This window comes from Ruegeria sp. E5 (genome assembly GCF_056534105.1).
On the sequence record NZ_JBQFPA010000005.1, the window covers coordinates 72604 to 87566 of the forward strand.

At 54.8% G+C, this 14963-nt stretch carries 17 protein-coding genes; 13 read left to right on the forward strand and 4 right to left on the reverse strand.

Annotated features, from left to right (window positions below):
• Positions 1-11 precede the first annotated feature (11 nt).
• The 12 genes from ACR0BI_RS17555 to ACR0BI_RS17610 all read left to right on the forward strand — a co-directional run bounded on the left by ACR0BI_RS17555 (position 12) and on the right by ACR0BI_RS17610 (position 9829).
• Complete coding sequence (locus ACR0BI_RS17555; RefSeq protein WP_480562651.1) at positions 12-1046, forward strand: sugar ABC transporter substrate-binding protein; 1035 nt, start codon at positions 12-14, stop codon at positions 1044-1046.
• 84 nt (positions 1047-1130) lie between these two features.
• A complete protein-coding gene (locus tag ACR0BI_RS17560; RefSeq protein WP_480562650.1) occupies positions 1131-2654 on the forward strand; it encodes a sugar ABC transporter ATP-binding protein in 1524 nt (507 codons plus the stop codon).
• Positions 2651-3652: an ABC transporter permease gene (locus ACR0BI_RS17565; RefSeq protein ID WP_108861951.1), complete on the forward strand. Its 1002-nt coding sequence runs from the start codon at positions 2651-2653 to the stop codon at positions 3650-3652. Before ACR0BI_RS17560 ends, ACR0BI_RS17565 begins: the two co-directional genes overlap by 4 nt.
• A 1-nt stretch (position 3653) precedes the next feature.
• Positions 3654-4442, forward strand: a complete 789-nt coding sequence (locus ACR0BI_RS17570) for an SDR family NAD(P)-dependent oxidoreductase (protein ID WP_108861950.1) — start codon at positions 3654-3656, stop codon at positions 4440-4442.
• 22 nt (positions 4443-4464) lie between these two features.
• Positions 4465-4959, forward strand: a complete 495-nt coding sequence (locus ACR0BI_RS17575) for a lactoylglutathione lyase family protein (protein WP_108861949.1) — start codon at positions 4465-4467, stop codon at positions 4957-4959.
• Entirely contained in the window at positions 4952-5983 is a 1032-nt protein-coding gene (locus ACR0BI_RS17580) for a C-terminal binding protein (protein ID WP_480562649.1), read from the forward strand. The genes ACR0BI_RS17575 and ACR0BI_RS17580 overlap by 8 nt, the downstream gene beginning before the upstream one ends.
• Before the next feature lie 12 nt (positions 5984-5995).
• The gene (locus tag ACR0BI_RS17585; protein WP_480492536.1) at positions 5996-6685 is read left to right on the forward strand and encodes an RraA family protein; all 690 of its coding nucleotides are present in this window, start codon (positions 5996-5998) and stop codon (positions 6683-6685) included.
• Complete coding sequence (locus ACR0BI_RS17590; RefSeq protein WP_170765392.1) at positions 6666-7586, forward strand: 2-dehydro-3-deoxygalactonokinase; 921 nt, start codon at positions 6666-6668, stop codon at positions 7584-7586. The genes ACR0BI_RS17585 and ACR0BI_RS17590 overlap by 20 nt, the downstream gene beginning before the upstream one ends.
• The gene (locus tag ACR0BI_RS17595; RefSeq protein ID WP_170347544.1) at positions 7583-8209 is read left to right on the forward strand and encodes a 2-dehydro-3-deoxy-6-phosphogalactonate aldolase; all 627 of its coding nucleotides are present in this window, start codon (positions 7583-7585) and stop codon (positions 8207-8209) included. The genes ACR0BI_RS17590 and ACR0BI_RS17595 overlap by 4 nt, the downstream gene beginning before the upstream one ends.
• Positions 8206-8907 (forward strand): SDR family NAD(P)-dependent oxidoreductase, encoded by a 702-nt coding sequence (locus ACR0BI_RS17600; RefSeq protein WP_170347545.1) that lies wholly within the window; start codon positions 8206-8208, stop codon positions 8905-8907. Before ACR0BI_RS17595 ends, ACR0BI_RS17600 begins: the two co-directional genes overlap by 4 nt.
• A 9-nt stretch (positions 8908-8916) precedes the next feature.
• Positions 8917-9435 (forward strand): 2,4'-dihydroxyacetophenone dioxygenase family protein, encoded by a 519-nt coding sequence (locus tag ACR0BI_RS17605; RefSeq protein WP_010437260.1) that lies wholly within the window; start codon positions 8917-8919, stop codon positions 9433-9435.
• Positions 9416-9829, forward strand: coding sequence for a methylglyoxal synthase (locus ACR0BI_RS17610; protein ID WP_480562648.1), 414 nt, complete (start codon positions 9416-9418; stop codon positions 9827-9829). The genes ACR0BI_RS17605 and ACR0BI_RS17610 overlap by 20 nt, the downstream gene beginning before the upstream one ends.
• A 24-nt stretch (positions 9830-9853) precedes the next feature.
• Here ACR0BI_RS17610 and ACR0BI_RS17615 read toward each other — a convergent pair whose 3' ends face one another.
• The 4 genes from ACR0BI_RS17615 to ACR0BI_RS17630 form a co-directional block, all read right to left on the reverse strand.
• Positions 9854-10999, reverse strand: coding sequence for an alpha-hydroxy acid oxidase (locus tag ACR0BI_RS17615; protein WP_480562647.1), 1146 nt, complete (start codon positions 10997-10999; stop codon positions 9854-9856).
• 45 nt (positions 11000-11044) lie between these two features.
• Positions 11045-12328: a TRAP transporter large permease gene (locus ACR0BI_RS17620; protein WP_010437263.1), complete on the reverse strand. Its 1284-nt coding sequence runs from the start codon at positions 12326-12328 to the stop codon at positions 11045-11047.
• A 10-nt stretch (positions 12329-12338) separates the two neighbouring features.
• A complete protein-coding gene (locus ACR0BI_RS17625; RefSeq protein WP_480562646.1) occupies positions 12339-12824 on the reverse strand; it encodes a TRAP transporter small permease in 486 nt (161 codons plus the stop codon).
• Between the two features lie 78 nt (positions 12825-12902).
• Positions 12903-13901: a TRAP transporter substrate-binding protein gene (locus tag ACR0BI_RS17630; protein ID WP_010437266.1), complete on the reverse strand. Its 999-nt coding sequence runs from the start codon at positions 13899-13901 to the stop codon at positions 12903-12905.
• A 116-nt stretch (positions 13902-14017) separates the two neighbouring features.
• Here ACR0BI_RS17630 and ACR0BI_RS17635 point away from each other — a divergent pair, with 116 nt between their 5' ends.
• Positions 14018-14689 (forward strand): GntR family transcriptional regulator, encoded by a 672-nt coding sequence (locus tag ACR0BI_RS17635; protein WP_480562645.1) that lies wholly within the window; start codon positions 14018-14020, stop codon positions 14687-14689.
• Positions 14690-14963 lie beyond the last annotated feature (274 nt).

Here is a 14963-nt window from a genome sequence, read left to right on the forward strand (position 1 = left end):
AGGAGAAAACTATGTTGAAAACGCTTATGACCACTACGCTTGCTGCGGGGTTCGCCACGCTGGCAACGGTCGCTCTGGCGGAAAATTATCCGGCACCGGTTCCACTTGAGGACGGGGCACAAGCGCCAATCGACGCGATAGAACCCAAGAACGAAACGTTCCGGATCGCGTATATGCCGCCGGCGACTGAGTTCAACTACTACATCGCCATCGGTGAAGGCATTAAAGCGGTTGCTGCTGAGGCCGGGGTCGAAGTCTTCATGCTTGCGCCCCAGTCCGGCGCGGACATCAATGGCCAAATGGGTATGATCCAGGATGTGCTGACGCAGGATGTGGATGCGATCATCTTTGGGACACACGATGAATTTGCTGCCGCACCGCTGCTAAAGCAGGCAGTAGACAAGGGCATGGCGGTTCTGATGATCAATTCGGACATCCCGAACTTCCCGACACCAATTCATGGCGTTGTCGGGTACTCCCAGCGCAACGGCACACATGCTATCGCTGATTGGGCCATTGAGACTTATGGTGATCAACCGCTGAAGGTCGGCATTATCGAAGGGCAGCCTGGCTATCACTCGACCGAACGTGTTGGCGGCTTCCTCGACGGTATCGAGGGCAACGAAAACTTCGACGTTGTGGTGTCTATCGACGGTAAATGGAACGTTGAGGGCGGCAACACTGCTGGTATGGACATCCTGCAGTCGAACCCCGATCTCGACATGATCTTTGCGGCGAACGACTACATGATCATCGGGGCATCTTTTGCGGCGAAAGCGCTTGGCCGCAGTGACATCGTCCTTTTGGGCAATGATGGCGACACGTCCGGCCTTGAAGAAATTGCGGCTGGCAACATCACGGCAACCGTCAACACCTCACCGTTTTTGATGGGTAAAGCGGCTATGCACGCAACCATTGATGCGCTCAACGGGTCCTATCCCGGCGGCTGGATCGAAACGCCCACATCAATTGAAGACAAAGACGGTGCAATCAGCGTGCTGCAAGAGCCAGAAAAGCTCTTCCCGCAGCCGTCCAAAGAGTACTGAGCTTTCTCCCCGCTTCCCGGTGGCGCGTGCGCGTGCTGCCGGGTCGCAACTCAACCGAGTTTCGCTTTTAACGAGGCAATCGTAATGACACCCGCAACGCCACTTTGGGAGTTTGTCGATATCACCAAGGCCTATCCCGGGGTTTTGGCGAATGACAAGGTTTGCATCCGGCTTATGCCCGGTTCCATTCATGGGCTGCTGGGTGAAAATGGCTGTGGCAAGTCGACCATGATCAAGACTCTGTCCGGCGTACAGCAACCCGATAGCGGTCAAATCCTGCACAATGGCAAGCCGGTCACGATTAGCGACCCGCAGGCGGCACGTGAACTGGGTGTCGCAACAGTTTTTCAGGAATTCTCGATCGTACCCACCTTGTCGGTTGGCGAAAACATCTTCCTTGGCAATATGCCTCGGTCCCGCTTTGGCGTGATCGACTGGGCCAAGGTCCACAACGAAGCCGCTCGTGTTTTGGCGGAAATGAATGTCGATGTTTCACCCGAGACCATAACCGGCTCGCTATCGGTGGGCGAGCAACAACTGGTCGAGATCGCGAAGGCAGTCGCGATGGACGCCCGCATGATCATCCTGGATGAACCGACGGCGGCATTGGGTGAAGATGAAATTGAGCGCCTGCACCAGTTACTGCGCAATATGCGCGAACGCGGCACAGCCATTCTCTATGTTTCGCACAGGCTGGATGAGGTTGAACGGATCGTTGATGAGGTGACGATCTTGCGCAACGGCTGTGTTGTGCGCGCAAGTGGCGAGACCAACATCAACGTCTCTGAGATTGTCAGCGCAATGGTCGGTGAGGACATTGGTGAGCATTATCCCAAGGAGCAAAACGCCACCAAGGATATTGTGCTGGAGGCGGCGGGTCTGGCCACCAATTCGGGCGTGAAAGATGTATCGTTTTCGTTGCACCGGGGTGAAGTTCTGGGCTTGGGTGGCGTATTGGGCAGTGGCCGCACAGAAATCGCTCGCGCCCTGTTCGGGACAGACGAGCTGACGGGCGGACAGATAACACTTAACGGCAAGCCGGTTCGCTTCCGCCGGGAAATCGATGCTATCCGTGCTGGATTGGCCCTTGTTCCAGAGAACCGTAAGTTTGACGGGTTGTTCTTCAATTTCCGCGCAAGCGGGAACGTAACCGCAGCCTCCCTCGGCGGGCTTAGCCGGTTCGGCGTGCTGAATCTTAAGGCGGAAGAGCAAGCTACCCATGACCTGATCCGCGATCTGGAAATCTCGACCCAGGCTGAGGAAAAGACGGTCAACTTCTTGTCTGGTGGTAACCAGCAGAAGATTGTGATTGCACGCTGGCTGTTCTCAGCCTCTGACATCCTGATCCTTGATGAACCGACGCAGGGGATCGATATCGGCGCCAAGATCGCTGTTTACAAGCTGATTAACAGGCTCACGCGGGCGGGAAAATCGATCATTCTGATCAGTTCAGACCATGATGAGTTGCTTGCGATGAGCGATCGGATTGCCGTCGTGCAGCACGGAACGATAGTGCGCACAGTCGATGCATCCAACCTTACTCATGACGACCTTGTGCGCGCGTCCGCCGACACTCCTCAATCCAAGCCTAAGGAGGCTTTCGCATGAAGCGGATCTTTGACACCCAGTTGATCGGACCATTTGCAGCAATGGTGATCGTCGCACTGATCGTGGCACTTACGACGGAACGCTTCCTGAACCCGGGCAACCTTTCTAACTTGTCGCTACAGGTAAGCATCGTGGCCTTGATCGCAATCGGGTCTACTATCGTGATCTTCGCTGCGGGCATCGATCTGAGTTCCGGGTCTATGGTGGCTTTGCTGACCATGATCCTTGCGCAGATGTTGAAATTTGTCGGCATTCCACTGGTTCTGGCGTTGCCACTCATTCTCTTCATGGGCGGATTGCTTGGTCTGTTCATTGGGCTGATAACAGCCTACGGGCGTATCCCGTCTTTCATCACAACATTGGCGGCGTTGATTGCCTTCAGGGGCCTTGCGCTGACCTTCAACAATGGGTCTCCGATCTTCTCGCTGGATCCCGCGCTAGAGCCAATCTTTTACGGCAAGCTGTTCGGCGTTCCGATGCCTTTCTTCTACCTCGTGTTCTTCTACGTCCTTGCCGCGTTCACTATGAACTTCACGAAACTCGGCCGTGAGATCTATGCCGTGGGTGGTAACCCAGCTGCTGCCGTTCTGACGGGTATCAACGTACGTAAAGTTCAGACGACAACATTTGTCATCGCAGGTTTCATGACTGCGGTTGGTGCGATCCTGATGTCAGCGCGCCTCAACTCTGGTTCGCCCAACTATGGCCAGACGCTGGAACTGCAGGCCATTGCCGCTGCTGTTGTCGGCGGAGCCAGCCTTGCAGGCGGCCGCGGCAACATCCTCGCCACGCTGATGGGGGCGATGACAATCGTTATCGTCCAGAATGGTTTGAACCTAAACGCTGCGCCATCTTCGGTTCAAAACATCGTGTTGGGCCTGATCATTCTGTTGGCCGTCGGCATAGACATGTGGCGCGCGGAGATTTCGGGCTTGATGGGTCGAATGTTCGGCCGCACTTCATCGCAGCAGTCATCTAACGTCAAGAAGGAGGCCTGAGATGGATCTGGGGCTCAAAAATAAACTGGTCCTGGTGACTGGTTCAGGTTCCGGCATAGGCAAAGCCACTGCGCGGGTCTACCTGGAAGAAGGCGCGCGGGTCATCGTGCATGGCCTGACCGAGGCGGAAGTGTTCGACTGCGTCGACGACCTGTCATCACTGGGCAAGGTCGAAGGCATTGCGGCCGACTTAACCAAAACCACTGATGCGGAAACTCTGGCAGAGTTTGCCCGCGAGCGCGGTGCGGTGGACGTTCTTGTGAATAATGTTGGCATCTTTTCGGTCAAACCGTTCGAGGATCTCACGGATGACGACTGGATGCATTACTTCAACATCAATGTCCTGTCCGCCGTTCGGATGAGCCGGATTTTCCTGCCTGAAATGCTTGGCCGGGATAAGGGATCTATCATCAACATGGCCAGCGAAGCGGCAGTGAAACCACTACCTCAGATGGTGCATTATTCTGTCACTAAAACTGCCATGTTAGGTCTGACACGTGGCATGGCAGAGTTGACAAAGGGGACAAAAGTCCGGGTTAACTCGATCCTGCCTGGTCCAACCTGGACCGAAGGTGTCGAAGCCTATTTTGACGGCCTCGCCGATCAAAAGGGTGAGCCGCTCGACACGATCGTCGACAATTACTTCAAATCAGATGAGCCCACATCGCTCATACAACGCTTTGTCCAACCAGACGAAGTCGCCCGCATGATCGTCACGATCTCTGCAAGCACAGCCTCCAATGGTTCTGCGCATCGGATCGAAGGCGGCATCGTTCGCAATATTCTTTAACTGCTAACTGGAGGAGCCCTACATGGCCGCTCTCACTTTCTCTCACATCGGCATCACAGTTCCCGACCTAGAAAAAGCCGTGGAGTTCTATTCCAAGGCGTTCGGCCTGTACGTGCTGATGGAACCAACTGAAATCCTGCATGACGAAAGCGCCATCGGTCAGATGTGCGACGATGTGTTTGGGGAAGGTTGGGGAAGCTTCCGCATCGCGCACTTGTCAATGGGCGACGGTGTTGGCATTGAATTGTTTGAGTTCCCGAAGACCGTCGAAGAAGAACGCCCGTTTGAATATTGGCGGCGTGGCTTGTTTCACTTCTGCGTACAGGACGAGGATCTGGAAGGCCGCATCAAGGTTATCGAAGACCTGGGCGGGCGCCAGCGCATGAGCCAAGTGCGCAAGTATTACCCAGGTGAAAAGCCTTATCGCATGGTCTATATGGAAGACCCGTTTGGCAACATCTTCGAGCTCTACAGCCACTCGTACGAATTGACCTATTCGGCGGGTGCTTATGACTGATCGCGCCGACTTTTCCCCCAGAACGGACAAACCCAAGGTCGTGATAACCGATTACGACTTTGGTGATGTTGCCGTTGAGACGGAAATCCTGGAAGCCGCAGGAGCCGAGGTGATTGCGCTTCAGGCCAAGCGCCAGGAAGACCTGTTTGATGTCGCGCCGCATTGCGCAGCGATGATGAATCAATATGCCCGGATCGGGAAGGAAACGATTACGCGGATGCGGAACTGCGAGGTCATCGCGCGTTATGGCGTAGGCGTAGATATCGTGGATGTCGGCACGGCAACGGAAAAAGGCATCCTCGTTACCAACGTGCAAAACTATTGCACCGAGGAAGTCGCCGATCACGCGATTGCCCTTTGGCTGACCCTGGCGCGCAAGTTGCCCGACTATGATCGGGCCACTCATGCAGGGGTCTGGAAGTGGCAAAGCGGGCAGCCGGTCTACCGGTTGCGCGGGCGGACGATGGGTGTCGTCTCGCTGGGAAAAATAGGGCAAGCCATCGTAGCGCGAGCGCAATCTTTCGGAGTTACGGTCATCGCCTACGATCCGTATTTGCCAAGAGAAGTCGCGGCAAAGATTGGGGTCGAGCTGGTGAGCAAGCCTGAATTGCTGGCAAGGTCCGACTATATCCTGATGCAGGCGCCGATGACGCCGAACACGCATCACTTTTTGTCGGATGCCGAATTTTCGGTCATGAAACCCGGTGCGATACTCGTGAACACTGGACGCGGACCAACGGTCGACAACAAAGCCCTGTTCCGGGCGCTGACCGAAGGCCATCTGGCAGCCGCAGGGCTCGACGACCCCGAAGAAGAACCGGCCAAGCGCGCCAACTGGACGCCTGATGACAACCCGTTGTTCAAACTGCCCAACGTCCTCGTAACGCCACATGCGGCCTACTATTCCGAGGAATCCATACACGCAGCGCGGGTCACTGCGGCCACTCAGGTGGCCAAGGTCCTGACAGGACAAAACCCCGACTACACAGTCAATGCCGACGCGTTGGCCGTATCTACCGCATAACAGGAGACAAGAATGCCAGACGTCAGCACGGACCTCAGGGTTTTCAATGATTTTGAAAGAAACCCGGAACTTCTCAAAAAATTCGACAAGGTGTTGGAGGCGTACTCTGCTGCTGCCATTTTTGCGGATGTGCAGTACCGAACAGGCGTGATGGACAGCGCCATCAAGCCCGCTTTCCGTGCCAAGGTTACAGGCCAGGCCGTGACGGTTCAGCTTTCAAAAGGTGATCTGGTCGATCCTTTGAGAGCGCTTGAAATGGGACAACCCGGGGACGTGATCGTCGTGGACGCGGGTGGTGATCGTCAAACGTCAGTCTGCGGCGGTTTAATGGGCGGTCTGGCCAAGAATCGTGGCATACGCGGTATGATCGTTGATGGCACAGGGCGCGACACAGATGAGCTGGAAGACATCAATTGGCCAATTTGGACGCGCGCGATCACACCGCGTGGAACGCACACGATGTTCTCGGAACGTAAAGAAGAACTTTCGATCAATGTGCCAATTGCCTGTGGTGGCGTCGTCGTAAACCCCGGCGATTTCATTGTAGCTGATCTAATGGGCGTCGTCGTTATTCCACAAGAAATCGCCGAAGAAACCGTGCGCCTTGCTCAAGAGCAAGCTGACCGTGAGGAGGAAACCCGTAAATGGGTGGCCCAAGGCAAAACTGTCGAGGATCTGCTGAATGAATTCGGTCGCATCTGAGCCGGCGCTGATCGGCGTAGATTGGGGCACTTCATCGTTCCGTGCATTTCTCATTGGTGCGGAGGGCGAGGTGATCGATGGGGTCTCGTCGCCTGAAGGTATCATGCAGGTTGCGGGACAAACCTTTGAGGCGGTCCTTGACCGTCTCATCGGCCCTTGGGTCGCCAAGGCTAACCTGCCGATCCTGGCATCTGGCATGATCACCAGCCGCAATGGTTGGGTAGAAACGCAATATGCTGAAATGCCGCTGGGTGCTGGCGGTCTTGCGCGAGCGTTGGTCCCGCACGAAGCGGCCAACGGAGCGCGTATTCATTTTGTGACCGGTGCTTCGACAGAACATGCTGGAGGACCGGACGTAATGCGCGGCGAGGAGACCCAGATCATTGGGGCATCTTCGCTAGGCTTGAGCGAAGGTATGTTCGTGATGCCGGGAACGCACAGCAAATGGGTTCAGGTTGCGGACGGGAAGATCGTGGATTTCTCGACTTACATGACAGGTGAGATCTTTTCGGCGCTGAAAGAACACACGATCCTTGGCACATTGATGAAGGAGGACGCCTTCAGCGAAGACGCATTCGTGATGGGCGTAAAGGCGGGCCTCAGTGGTGAGTCGAACCTGCTGCACAGCCTGTTTCATGTTCGGACGCTTCCTCTCATGGGCAAAATCCCAAAGGTTGCCACGGCCGACTACTTGTCGGGCTTGTTGATCGGGACCGAGGTTGCTGCCGCGACCGGCGAAGTAAAAGACGTCGGCACGATCACTGTTGTTGGACGCAGCGACTTGTCCGACCGATACGAAATAGCGCTTCGAACTGCTGGTTTCGACAGCCGTCGCGCGCCAGATGATATCGTTGCGAAAGGGCATTTTCTGATTGCTCGCGCTGCGGGGTTGGTTGGATGATTGACCTCACCGCAGCTCTTGCCGAGAACCCGCTGATTGCGATTTTGCGGGGGCTAGCACCAGAAAATGCGCGCCCGGTGTCTGATGTACTCTTCGATGCCGGGTTTCGGATAATCGAAGTGCCGCTCAACTCACCGGACCCGCTGGAATCGATAGGGCAGATCGCCGTGAAACATGGCGCTCAGACCATCGTCGGCGCTGGCACAGTGTTGACTGTGGATCAGGTCGCAGCGGTTGCTGATGCAGGCGGGCGTATCATCGTGTCGCCCAATATGAACCCGGACGTCGGGCGCGCGGCTGTCGCTCGGGATCTTTATTGGTGTCCAGGAGTCATGACGCCCTCCGAGGCCTTTACGGCGTTGGATATCGGAGCATCGGTCCTCAAATTCTTTCCGGCGGAAATGGTGCCGCCAGCTGCCATTGCTGCCATGCGCGCCGTATTGCCTGCAGACGCAGTCGTCGCTGCGGTAGGGGGCATAACGCCGGATACGATGGCGTCATATCATGCTGCGGGTGTAGATGGGTATGGGCTGGGATCCGCACTGTTCAAACCGAGCTATACATTGGATGATATCGGCAGGCGCGCGCGCGCCTTCACCAGTGTATTGGAGGAACTTGGATGAAACAGGCGCTTGTAACGGGCGGTACGCGAGGGATTGGTGCGGGTGTTGCACGGTCGTTGGCAGACGCAGGTTGGTCCGTCATTGCCGCATCCGCCTCCCAATCCGAATTGGATGCATTCGAGCCTCGGGACGGGTTAAAGGTGCAGCTCTTGGATGTCACCGACCAGACGTCCATCAATGATGTATTCGGCGAACTCACGGGTCTCGATGCCTTGGTGAACTGCGCAGGTATTCTTTTGCGTGGCGAAGAATATGACATCGACGTCTTCGCCAAGGTGCTCGATGTGAATCTGACAGGCACCATGCGCTGCTGTCTTGCCGCGCATCCATTGTTGGCTGAAGCGAGTGGGGCCATCGTCAACACCGCCTCTATGCTCAGTACCTTTGGTGGGCCTTTGGTTCCGGCGTATTCCGCTTCCAAGGGCGGCGTGGCACAGTTGACCAAGGCGCTCGCAGGTCGCTGGGCCGAAGACGGTATCCGGGTCAATGCCATCGCGCCGGGTTGGATTGAGACAGAGATGACCCAGGGCCTTCGGGAAGACCCTGAACGAACAGCGGGGATCATGGCGCGTACGCCTATGAAGCGCTGGGGGAAACCCGAAGAAGTCGGTGCGCTTGTGCAATGGCTTTTGAGTGAAAACGCCAGTTTTGTGACCGGATCGATCTATCCGGTCGATGGCGGTTATCTCGCTATGTGAGGAAAATCTATGAATGACGATGACACCGCCCGAATGCCATATCAATTGCCATTCCCCAAGGATGCGCAAGACGAGATCGTGATCCCGAATGCCATGAGTGAGGACGACAGACTATGGGTTCCGCAGGCAGAGAACGTCTGGTTCCGACCGCTCTGCCTGAACCGCTCGCAAGGTTATTGGATGAACCTTCTCAAAGTACGCAAAGCTGGTGTTCTTTCGCGGCACCGCCATCCACAGCCAGTCCACGGCTTCGTTCTGAAAGGGCGCTGGCATTATCTGGAACATGATTGGGTTGCGGAAGAGGGGGGATATGTCTTTGAGCCGCCGGGTGAGACTCATACTTTGGTCGTTCCCGACGATGTTGAAGAGATGGTCACCTATTTCCAGGTCAATGGCGTGATGTGCTATGTTGATCCGTGGGGCAAGGTCACTGGCTACGAAGATGTCTTTACCAAGATTGATCTGTGCCGAAAACACTTCGGGGAAGTTGGTCTTGGAGAAGATTACGTTGAACAATTCATCCGGTGATGCGCCGCGTTTCGCGCTTGTAGCGCATGATGCGCGAAAGGACGAAATCGTTGAATGGGTGGGTCTGCAATTGGCCCGCCTGTCCAGAGTACAAATCTTTTCGACTGGGACTACCGGTAGTCGCATTAAGCAAGCCTATCCAGAACTGGATGTTACCTGCTTGAAAAGCGGACCACTCGGAGGCGACCAACAGATCGGCGCCATGATCTGCGAAGAGAAACTGGATGCATTGATTTTCTTTGTCGACCCTCTGTCGCCCATGCCACACGACGTCGACGTTAAGGCTCTGACCCGTCTCGCCACGGTATATGATCTGCCAATGGCATGTTCACGCTCAACTGCGGATCTGATCGTGGAGGGACTGATTGACGGGGATGACAACACGCCTGTCTGATACGCCGCACGTCGGAATTGCCGATCAGCTGGTTCTCAGAAGGTGCTCTGCCAGACTGCCGAGGTTTTCGCTGCCAAGCTGGCTCATGTTGGCCTCTATGTCAGCTTTCAGGATGTGAACGAGATGGTCGATCCCTCGTGCTCCGAACGCTGCAACGGCATATTGAAAGGCGCGTCCGACCATGACGAAATCTGCACCTTTCGCCAAGGCACGCATGATGTCCAATCCCCAGGCAACGCCAGAGTCATAGATCAGTGGCACATCTGTTCCGACCGCCTCGCGGATGTTTGGGAGTTGGTCAATGACCGCGGGTCCGGCTTCGAATTGACGCCCGGAGTGGTTTGAGACCCAGATGCAATCCACGCCCTCGGCCACCATTTCTTGCGCGTCCTCCGGCCGCAGGACACCCTTGACGATCAGGTGACCCTCCCATTCCTGTCGCAGTTCGCGCAGGTAGTCCCAATCTGGAATCCCACGGATCAGAGCGCCTGCATGGGTAAAGCTTTCTCGCCCGCGTGTCGGGACGTAATCGTCAAAGAACCGCATACGTGGCATGATGCCCTCGCGCAGATGCGCAAGGCACCAGGAGGGTCGTGACGCCATTTCTTTCAGCGTGCGCAGGTCAGCTTTTGGAGGCACCGTCAGATTGGCGCGGCGCTGTCGTTCGCGCCGGCTCTCTTCTGGAACGTCCACCGTGATAATCAGCGTATGAAATCCCGCTGCCTTAATCCTCGGCAGCATCGCGCGGCGCAGATCGCCGGAGTTCACCGGGTAATGCTGAAACCATCCGTTATTGCCAATGTAAGGTGCCACATCTTCCGGTGAAGCAACCGCCACGCTGGACAACGAGAACGGAATGTTGTGAGCAACCGCTGCCTTGGCAAGCATCCGCTCTGCTCCTGCCCACATCAGGCCGGACATGCCTACCGGTGCTATCCCGAAAGGCAGATCGTATTTTTGACCCATCAATGTAGTCTGTAGGTCGGCCTTTGTTCGGCCACATAGCACACGCGGCATGAATCCGATGGCATCCAGTGCGTCACGGTTGACCTTCAATCCCAGCTCCCGGCCGGTCGCGCTGTCGAGGTATTCGAAAGCAAACTTCGGAATGCGCTTTTGTGCGGTTTTCCGAAGGTCTTCTATCGACGGGTGGGAAAGGTCCAGATCCATCCGGGTCCTCTGTTCGTTGTCTAACGTTTGAAGCTCCTCAGTCGGTCACCAAAGGGATGGCAGGGCCAAGGAAATTGCGGGCACATAGGTGATGAACATCAACAAGATCAGCATGCCGACAAAGAATGGCAGGATCGCCCGGCTGAGGCTTTCGATGGAAACCTTGGAAATGCTACTGGCCACGAACAGGTTCACACCCAATGGCGGTGTGCAGAACCCAATGGCCAGGTTGACCGTCAAGATGACACCAAAAACAATCGGATCGACACCCAGCGCGGTTGCAACCGGCAGCAGGATCGGCGTCATGATGATGATCGACGAAATCGTCTCCATGAACATGCCGATCACCAACAACAGCAGATTGATCAGCAACAGGATGATGATTGGGTTGTCGGACAGGCTGGTGATCGTTGTTGCGAGCTCTGTCGGGATTCTTGCGAGCGTGATCAACCTGCCAAAGGCGGTCGCCATGATCACCAATATCAGAATGGTCCCGCTGGTCTTTGCACTGCCCGCCAAAACCTCTGGCAGGTCTTTGAGGGTGATGTCGCCATAGACGAATATGCCGATGAAAGCGGCATAGACTACGGCCACGGCACCGGCTTCGGTTGGGGTGAAGATACCGCTGTAGATGCCCCCAAGGATAATTACCGGCACCAATAGCGCCCAGATGGAAGACCGGAAGCTCTGCCAGACGCCCGGGCCTGAGAACGTAGTCGTCGATTGCTGAACAACCTCGTCCTTTCGCAGCAGAACACGAGCGACCAACATGAACATGAGGGCAAAAAGGATGCCAGGAACAACGCCTGCAAGAAACAGTTTGCCGATCGAAACCTCGGCAGTAACACCATAGATGATGAAGGGAATACTTGGCGGGATCATTACACCGATCATTCCTGAGGATGCTGTCAATGCGCCGCTGAATTTGCGCGTATAGCCGACCTTTTCCATCTCTGGGATCATGTTCGACCCGATGGCGGCTACGGTCGCAGGAGATGAGCCGGATATGGCGGCAAAAAACACACAGGCGAGCACGTTCACATAAGCCAGCCCACCCCGGATATGACCGATCAGTGCATTGGCGAACCCAACCAGTCGACGAGACATTCCACCGTGCTGCATAAGGTCGCCTGCCAATATGAACAGAGGGACGGCAATTAGAGGAAAGGAGTCCGCGCCTGTTACCACCGACCGTGCCAGAAGAACCATGGGTGGCGTGCCATCTACAAAGACCATCACGATCATAGTGGCCAATCCCAGACAGATGCCAATAGGCACGCTGAAGAGCAACAGGGCAAAGAGCGTCAAGAAAAGCGTTGTTGCAAGCATGCCGGGTTCCTCACGCTTTGGTTCCTGCGATCAGACGCAGGGTTCGGTTCAGATGTTGAGTGACGCGGATCGCGGACAGGCCCGCGCCAATCGGCGCCGAAGCATAAAGGATCGGAATCGGTAGCCCCAAAACGACCGAAGTCTGGCTGGCGACAAAAGGCTGTCGGATAAGCTTGATGCATTCAATTGTCAGAACGATCAGAAATCCAAGGACAAGAAGCGCGATCACAACATCCGCGTAAAGCCTTGCGCGCTCGCTCAGGACATCACGCAGGACCGTGATACGCACATGATCGCCTGTGTGGAACGCATAGCTGACGCCTAGCCAGACAAACCATACAAACAGCCAAAGCGTTAGCTCTTCGCCCCATGAAAGAGAGGCATTCAGAATGTAGCGCATGAACACATTTCCAAAGATCAACAAGACAATCGCGGCCAAAAGTGCACTGGCTAAGACCTTTTCGGCATTCATATCGATCCATTTGATAACCGACACCGTTCACCTCCCCTTGAACGAAAGGGGCACCCGAACTTTCATGGCGCGGGTGCCCGTATTGGCTGAGTAGTCCGAGGGTCAGCTTCCGCTCGCTGCGGAAACCGCTGCTACCCAGTCGTCATAGGCTTCAGCGCCAACCTCGTCGCGATACTGCAGACGGACGCTTTCGGTTTTGTCGGCAAAGGCCTGTCGCTGCTCTGCAGTCAGTTCCAGAACCTCGACACCAGCAGCACGAATCTGTTCCAGTTGTTCCGCATCTTCGCTCGCGACCAGTTCAGCCTGATATTCACGTGCGGCGGCCATCGAGTCCCGGACCAGTTGCTGATGCTCTGCGGACAGCGAGTCAAAGAACGGTTTGGAGATGACGGGCATATAGACCGCAAAGACATGGCCGGTGGTCGAAAGGTATTTCTGAACCTCGTAGAAACGCTGTGAGGTAATGATCGCCAGTGGGTTTTCCTGGCCGTCGATGACGCCTTGCTGGAGAGCAGAATAGACCTCACCAAAGTTCATTGGCGTCGGGTTGGCCCCGAGCGTTTCGAATGTCGCCACATGCGCCGGAACCTTCATGGTACGTAGCTTGACACCCTCGAGATCTGCGGGGGTTGCAACCGGGCGGACATTGTTGGTCACATTGCGTACACCCAATTCAAGCCAGCCAAGACCTACCAATCCCTGGTTTTCGACCCGTGCAAGCATGCCATCACCAGCATCACCATCAAGAACATCAAAGGCGATGTCCTTGGAGGAATACATGTAGGGCAGTTCAATTACTGCAAAAGCCGGATCCCAGCCCGCGAAGAAAGAGGAAGGAGGAATGGCCATTTCCAGAACGCCGGTTTGAACACCTTCGATCATTTCGCGATCAGGGCCCATCTGCGACGAAGGGAATATCTGTACGTCGATCTCACCATTCGAGCCAGCTTCGACCAGTTCTTCAAATTTCAGTAGCGCGCGATGCATATGAAACGCTTCTGCTGCGCCATGCCCAACCTTAATGACTGTTTCAGCGGATGCTGCAAAAGCAAGCCCGGCTGACATGACGACGCCAAGCGCCAATGTTGATTTCTTGAACAAGGTATCCTCCCACGGATTTAGTTTTTTCGATCTATTATCTGAGATATCAGATATAATATAGAAATCAAGCTTACATGTGCTATTGTGTTAGAGAGACGAAATAGGACGAAGTGAAAATGACCGAGATTTTGCCGATTAAGCGCCCGGATTCGTTGAGTAAAACTGCTGAAGAGCATATCCGAAAAGGCATAATCAATGGCACGTTTCAATTGGGTGAATCGTTGCCGGAAGTGAAGTTGTCAAATGCCATGGGCATCAGCAAAACTCCGATTCGCGAAGCTCTATCAGCTTTGAATCTTCAGGGCCTCGTTCAGATCTTTCCTCATCGAGGAGCCTTTGTATTCTCTCTTTCTCAAGAGGACGTGGTGCAGCTTTGCCAGTATCGGCTAATCCTGGAATCTGCAGCTTTGGAGCAGGCGCTTGAAAAGAACCCTTCGGTTCTGATCAATGAGCTGTCTACAATTGTTTCGAAGATGTCGGAAGCGCAGGAAGCGGATGAATTCGAACAGTACTTGGAACTTGACGCCGAGTTTCACGACGCGTTTTTCAGGTCCTGCGGAAACAGTTACCTGCGGGATGGATATCAAAAAGTCAGTGATATCGTCCAAACTATGCGGACACACCTGTCCAAACGTTCCAATCGAACGAAGAAATCTTTCAAGGAACATCAAGCGATCACATCGCTATTGGACGAGGGTAAAGTAAAAGCAGCAACGAACACCCTCAAACGTCAAATCACTCGCGGTGAGCGTTCTTATTCTGATTTGGTTGGTGTCAATCAAACATAGGAGGCTCAGTTATAGAAGTAGCACTGAAGACTAGTGGCAGCTTTTTGACCATTCTGATTTGATGGAAAGCCTTTGAGTCGCAAATGGCAAAGTTTGCGGGCTTCAGAAAACCAAGTTTTCATAAAATCAATTACTTAGATGTCGCCGAATGGCAAAACTATGTGTCGCCCGACACTTTGATTTCATTGGAAAATATGGCGGTTTTTACCAGCTACCCGCCAACATACCCGCCAATCTTCTAAGGAACCTACTTCCTATCTGTCAGGTTCAGGTC

Coding starts and splice junctions, on each gene's coding strand:
- ACR0BI_RS17560 (WP_480562650.1), top strand. CDS start 1,131: ATGACACCCGCAACGCCACTTTGGGAGTTTGTCGATATCACCAAGGCC.
- ACR0BI_RS17635 (WP_480562645.1), top strand. CDS start 14,018: ATGACCGAGATTTTGCCGATTAAGCGCCCGGATTCGTTGAGTAAAACT.
- ACR0BI_RS17575 (WP_108861949.1), top strand. CDS start 4,465: ATGGCCGCTCTCACTTTCTCTCACATCGGCATCACAGTTCCCGACCTA.
- ACR0BI_RS17570 (WP_108861950.1), top strand. CDS start 3,654: ATGGATCTGGGGCTCAAAAATAAACTGGTCCTGGTGACTGGTTCAGGT.
- ACR0BI_RS17555 (WP_480562651.1), top strand. CDS start 12: ATGTTGAAAACGCTTATGACCACTACGCTTGCTGCGGGGTTCGCCACG.
- ACR0BI_RS17565 (WP_108861951.1), top strand. CDS start 2,651: ATGAAGCGGATCTTTGACACCCAGTTGATCGGACCATTTGCAGCAATG.
- ACR0BI_RS17595 (WP_170347544.1), top strand. CDS start 7,583: ATGATTGACCTCACCGCAGCTCTTGCCGAGAACCCGCTGATTGCGATT.
- ACR0BI_RS17605 (WP_010437260.1), top strand. CDS start 8,917: ATGAATGACGATGACACCGCCCGAATGCCATATCAATTGCCATTCCCC.
- ACR0BI_RS17620 (WP_010437263.1), bottom strand. CDS start 12,328: ATGCTTGCAACAACGCTTTTCTTGACGCTCTTTGCCCTGTTGCTCTTC.
- ACR0BI_RS17585 (WP_480492536.1), top strand. CDS start 5,996: ATGCCAGACGTCAGCACGGACCTCAGGGTTTTCAATGATTTTGAAAGA.
- ACR0BI_RS17580 (WP_480562649.1), top strand. CDS start 4,952: ATGACTGATCGCGCCGACTTTTCCCCCAGAACGGACAAACCCAAGGTC.
- ACR0BI_RS17600 (WP_170347545.1), top strand. CDS start 8,206: ATGAAACAGGCGCTTGTAACGGGCGGTACGCGAGGGATTGGTGCGGGT.
- ACR0BI_RS17590 (WP_170765392.1), top strand. CDS start 6,666: ATGAATTCGGTCGCATCTGAGCCGGCGCTGATCGGCGTAGATTGGGGC.
- ACR0BI_RS17615 (WP_480562647.1), bottom strand. CDS start 10,999: ATGGATCTGGACCTTTCCCACCCGTCGATAGAAGACCTTCGGAAAACC.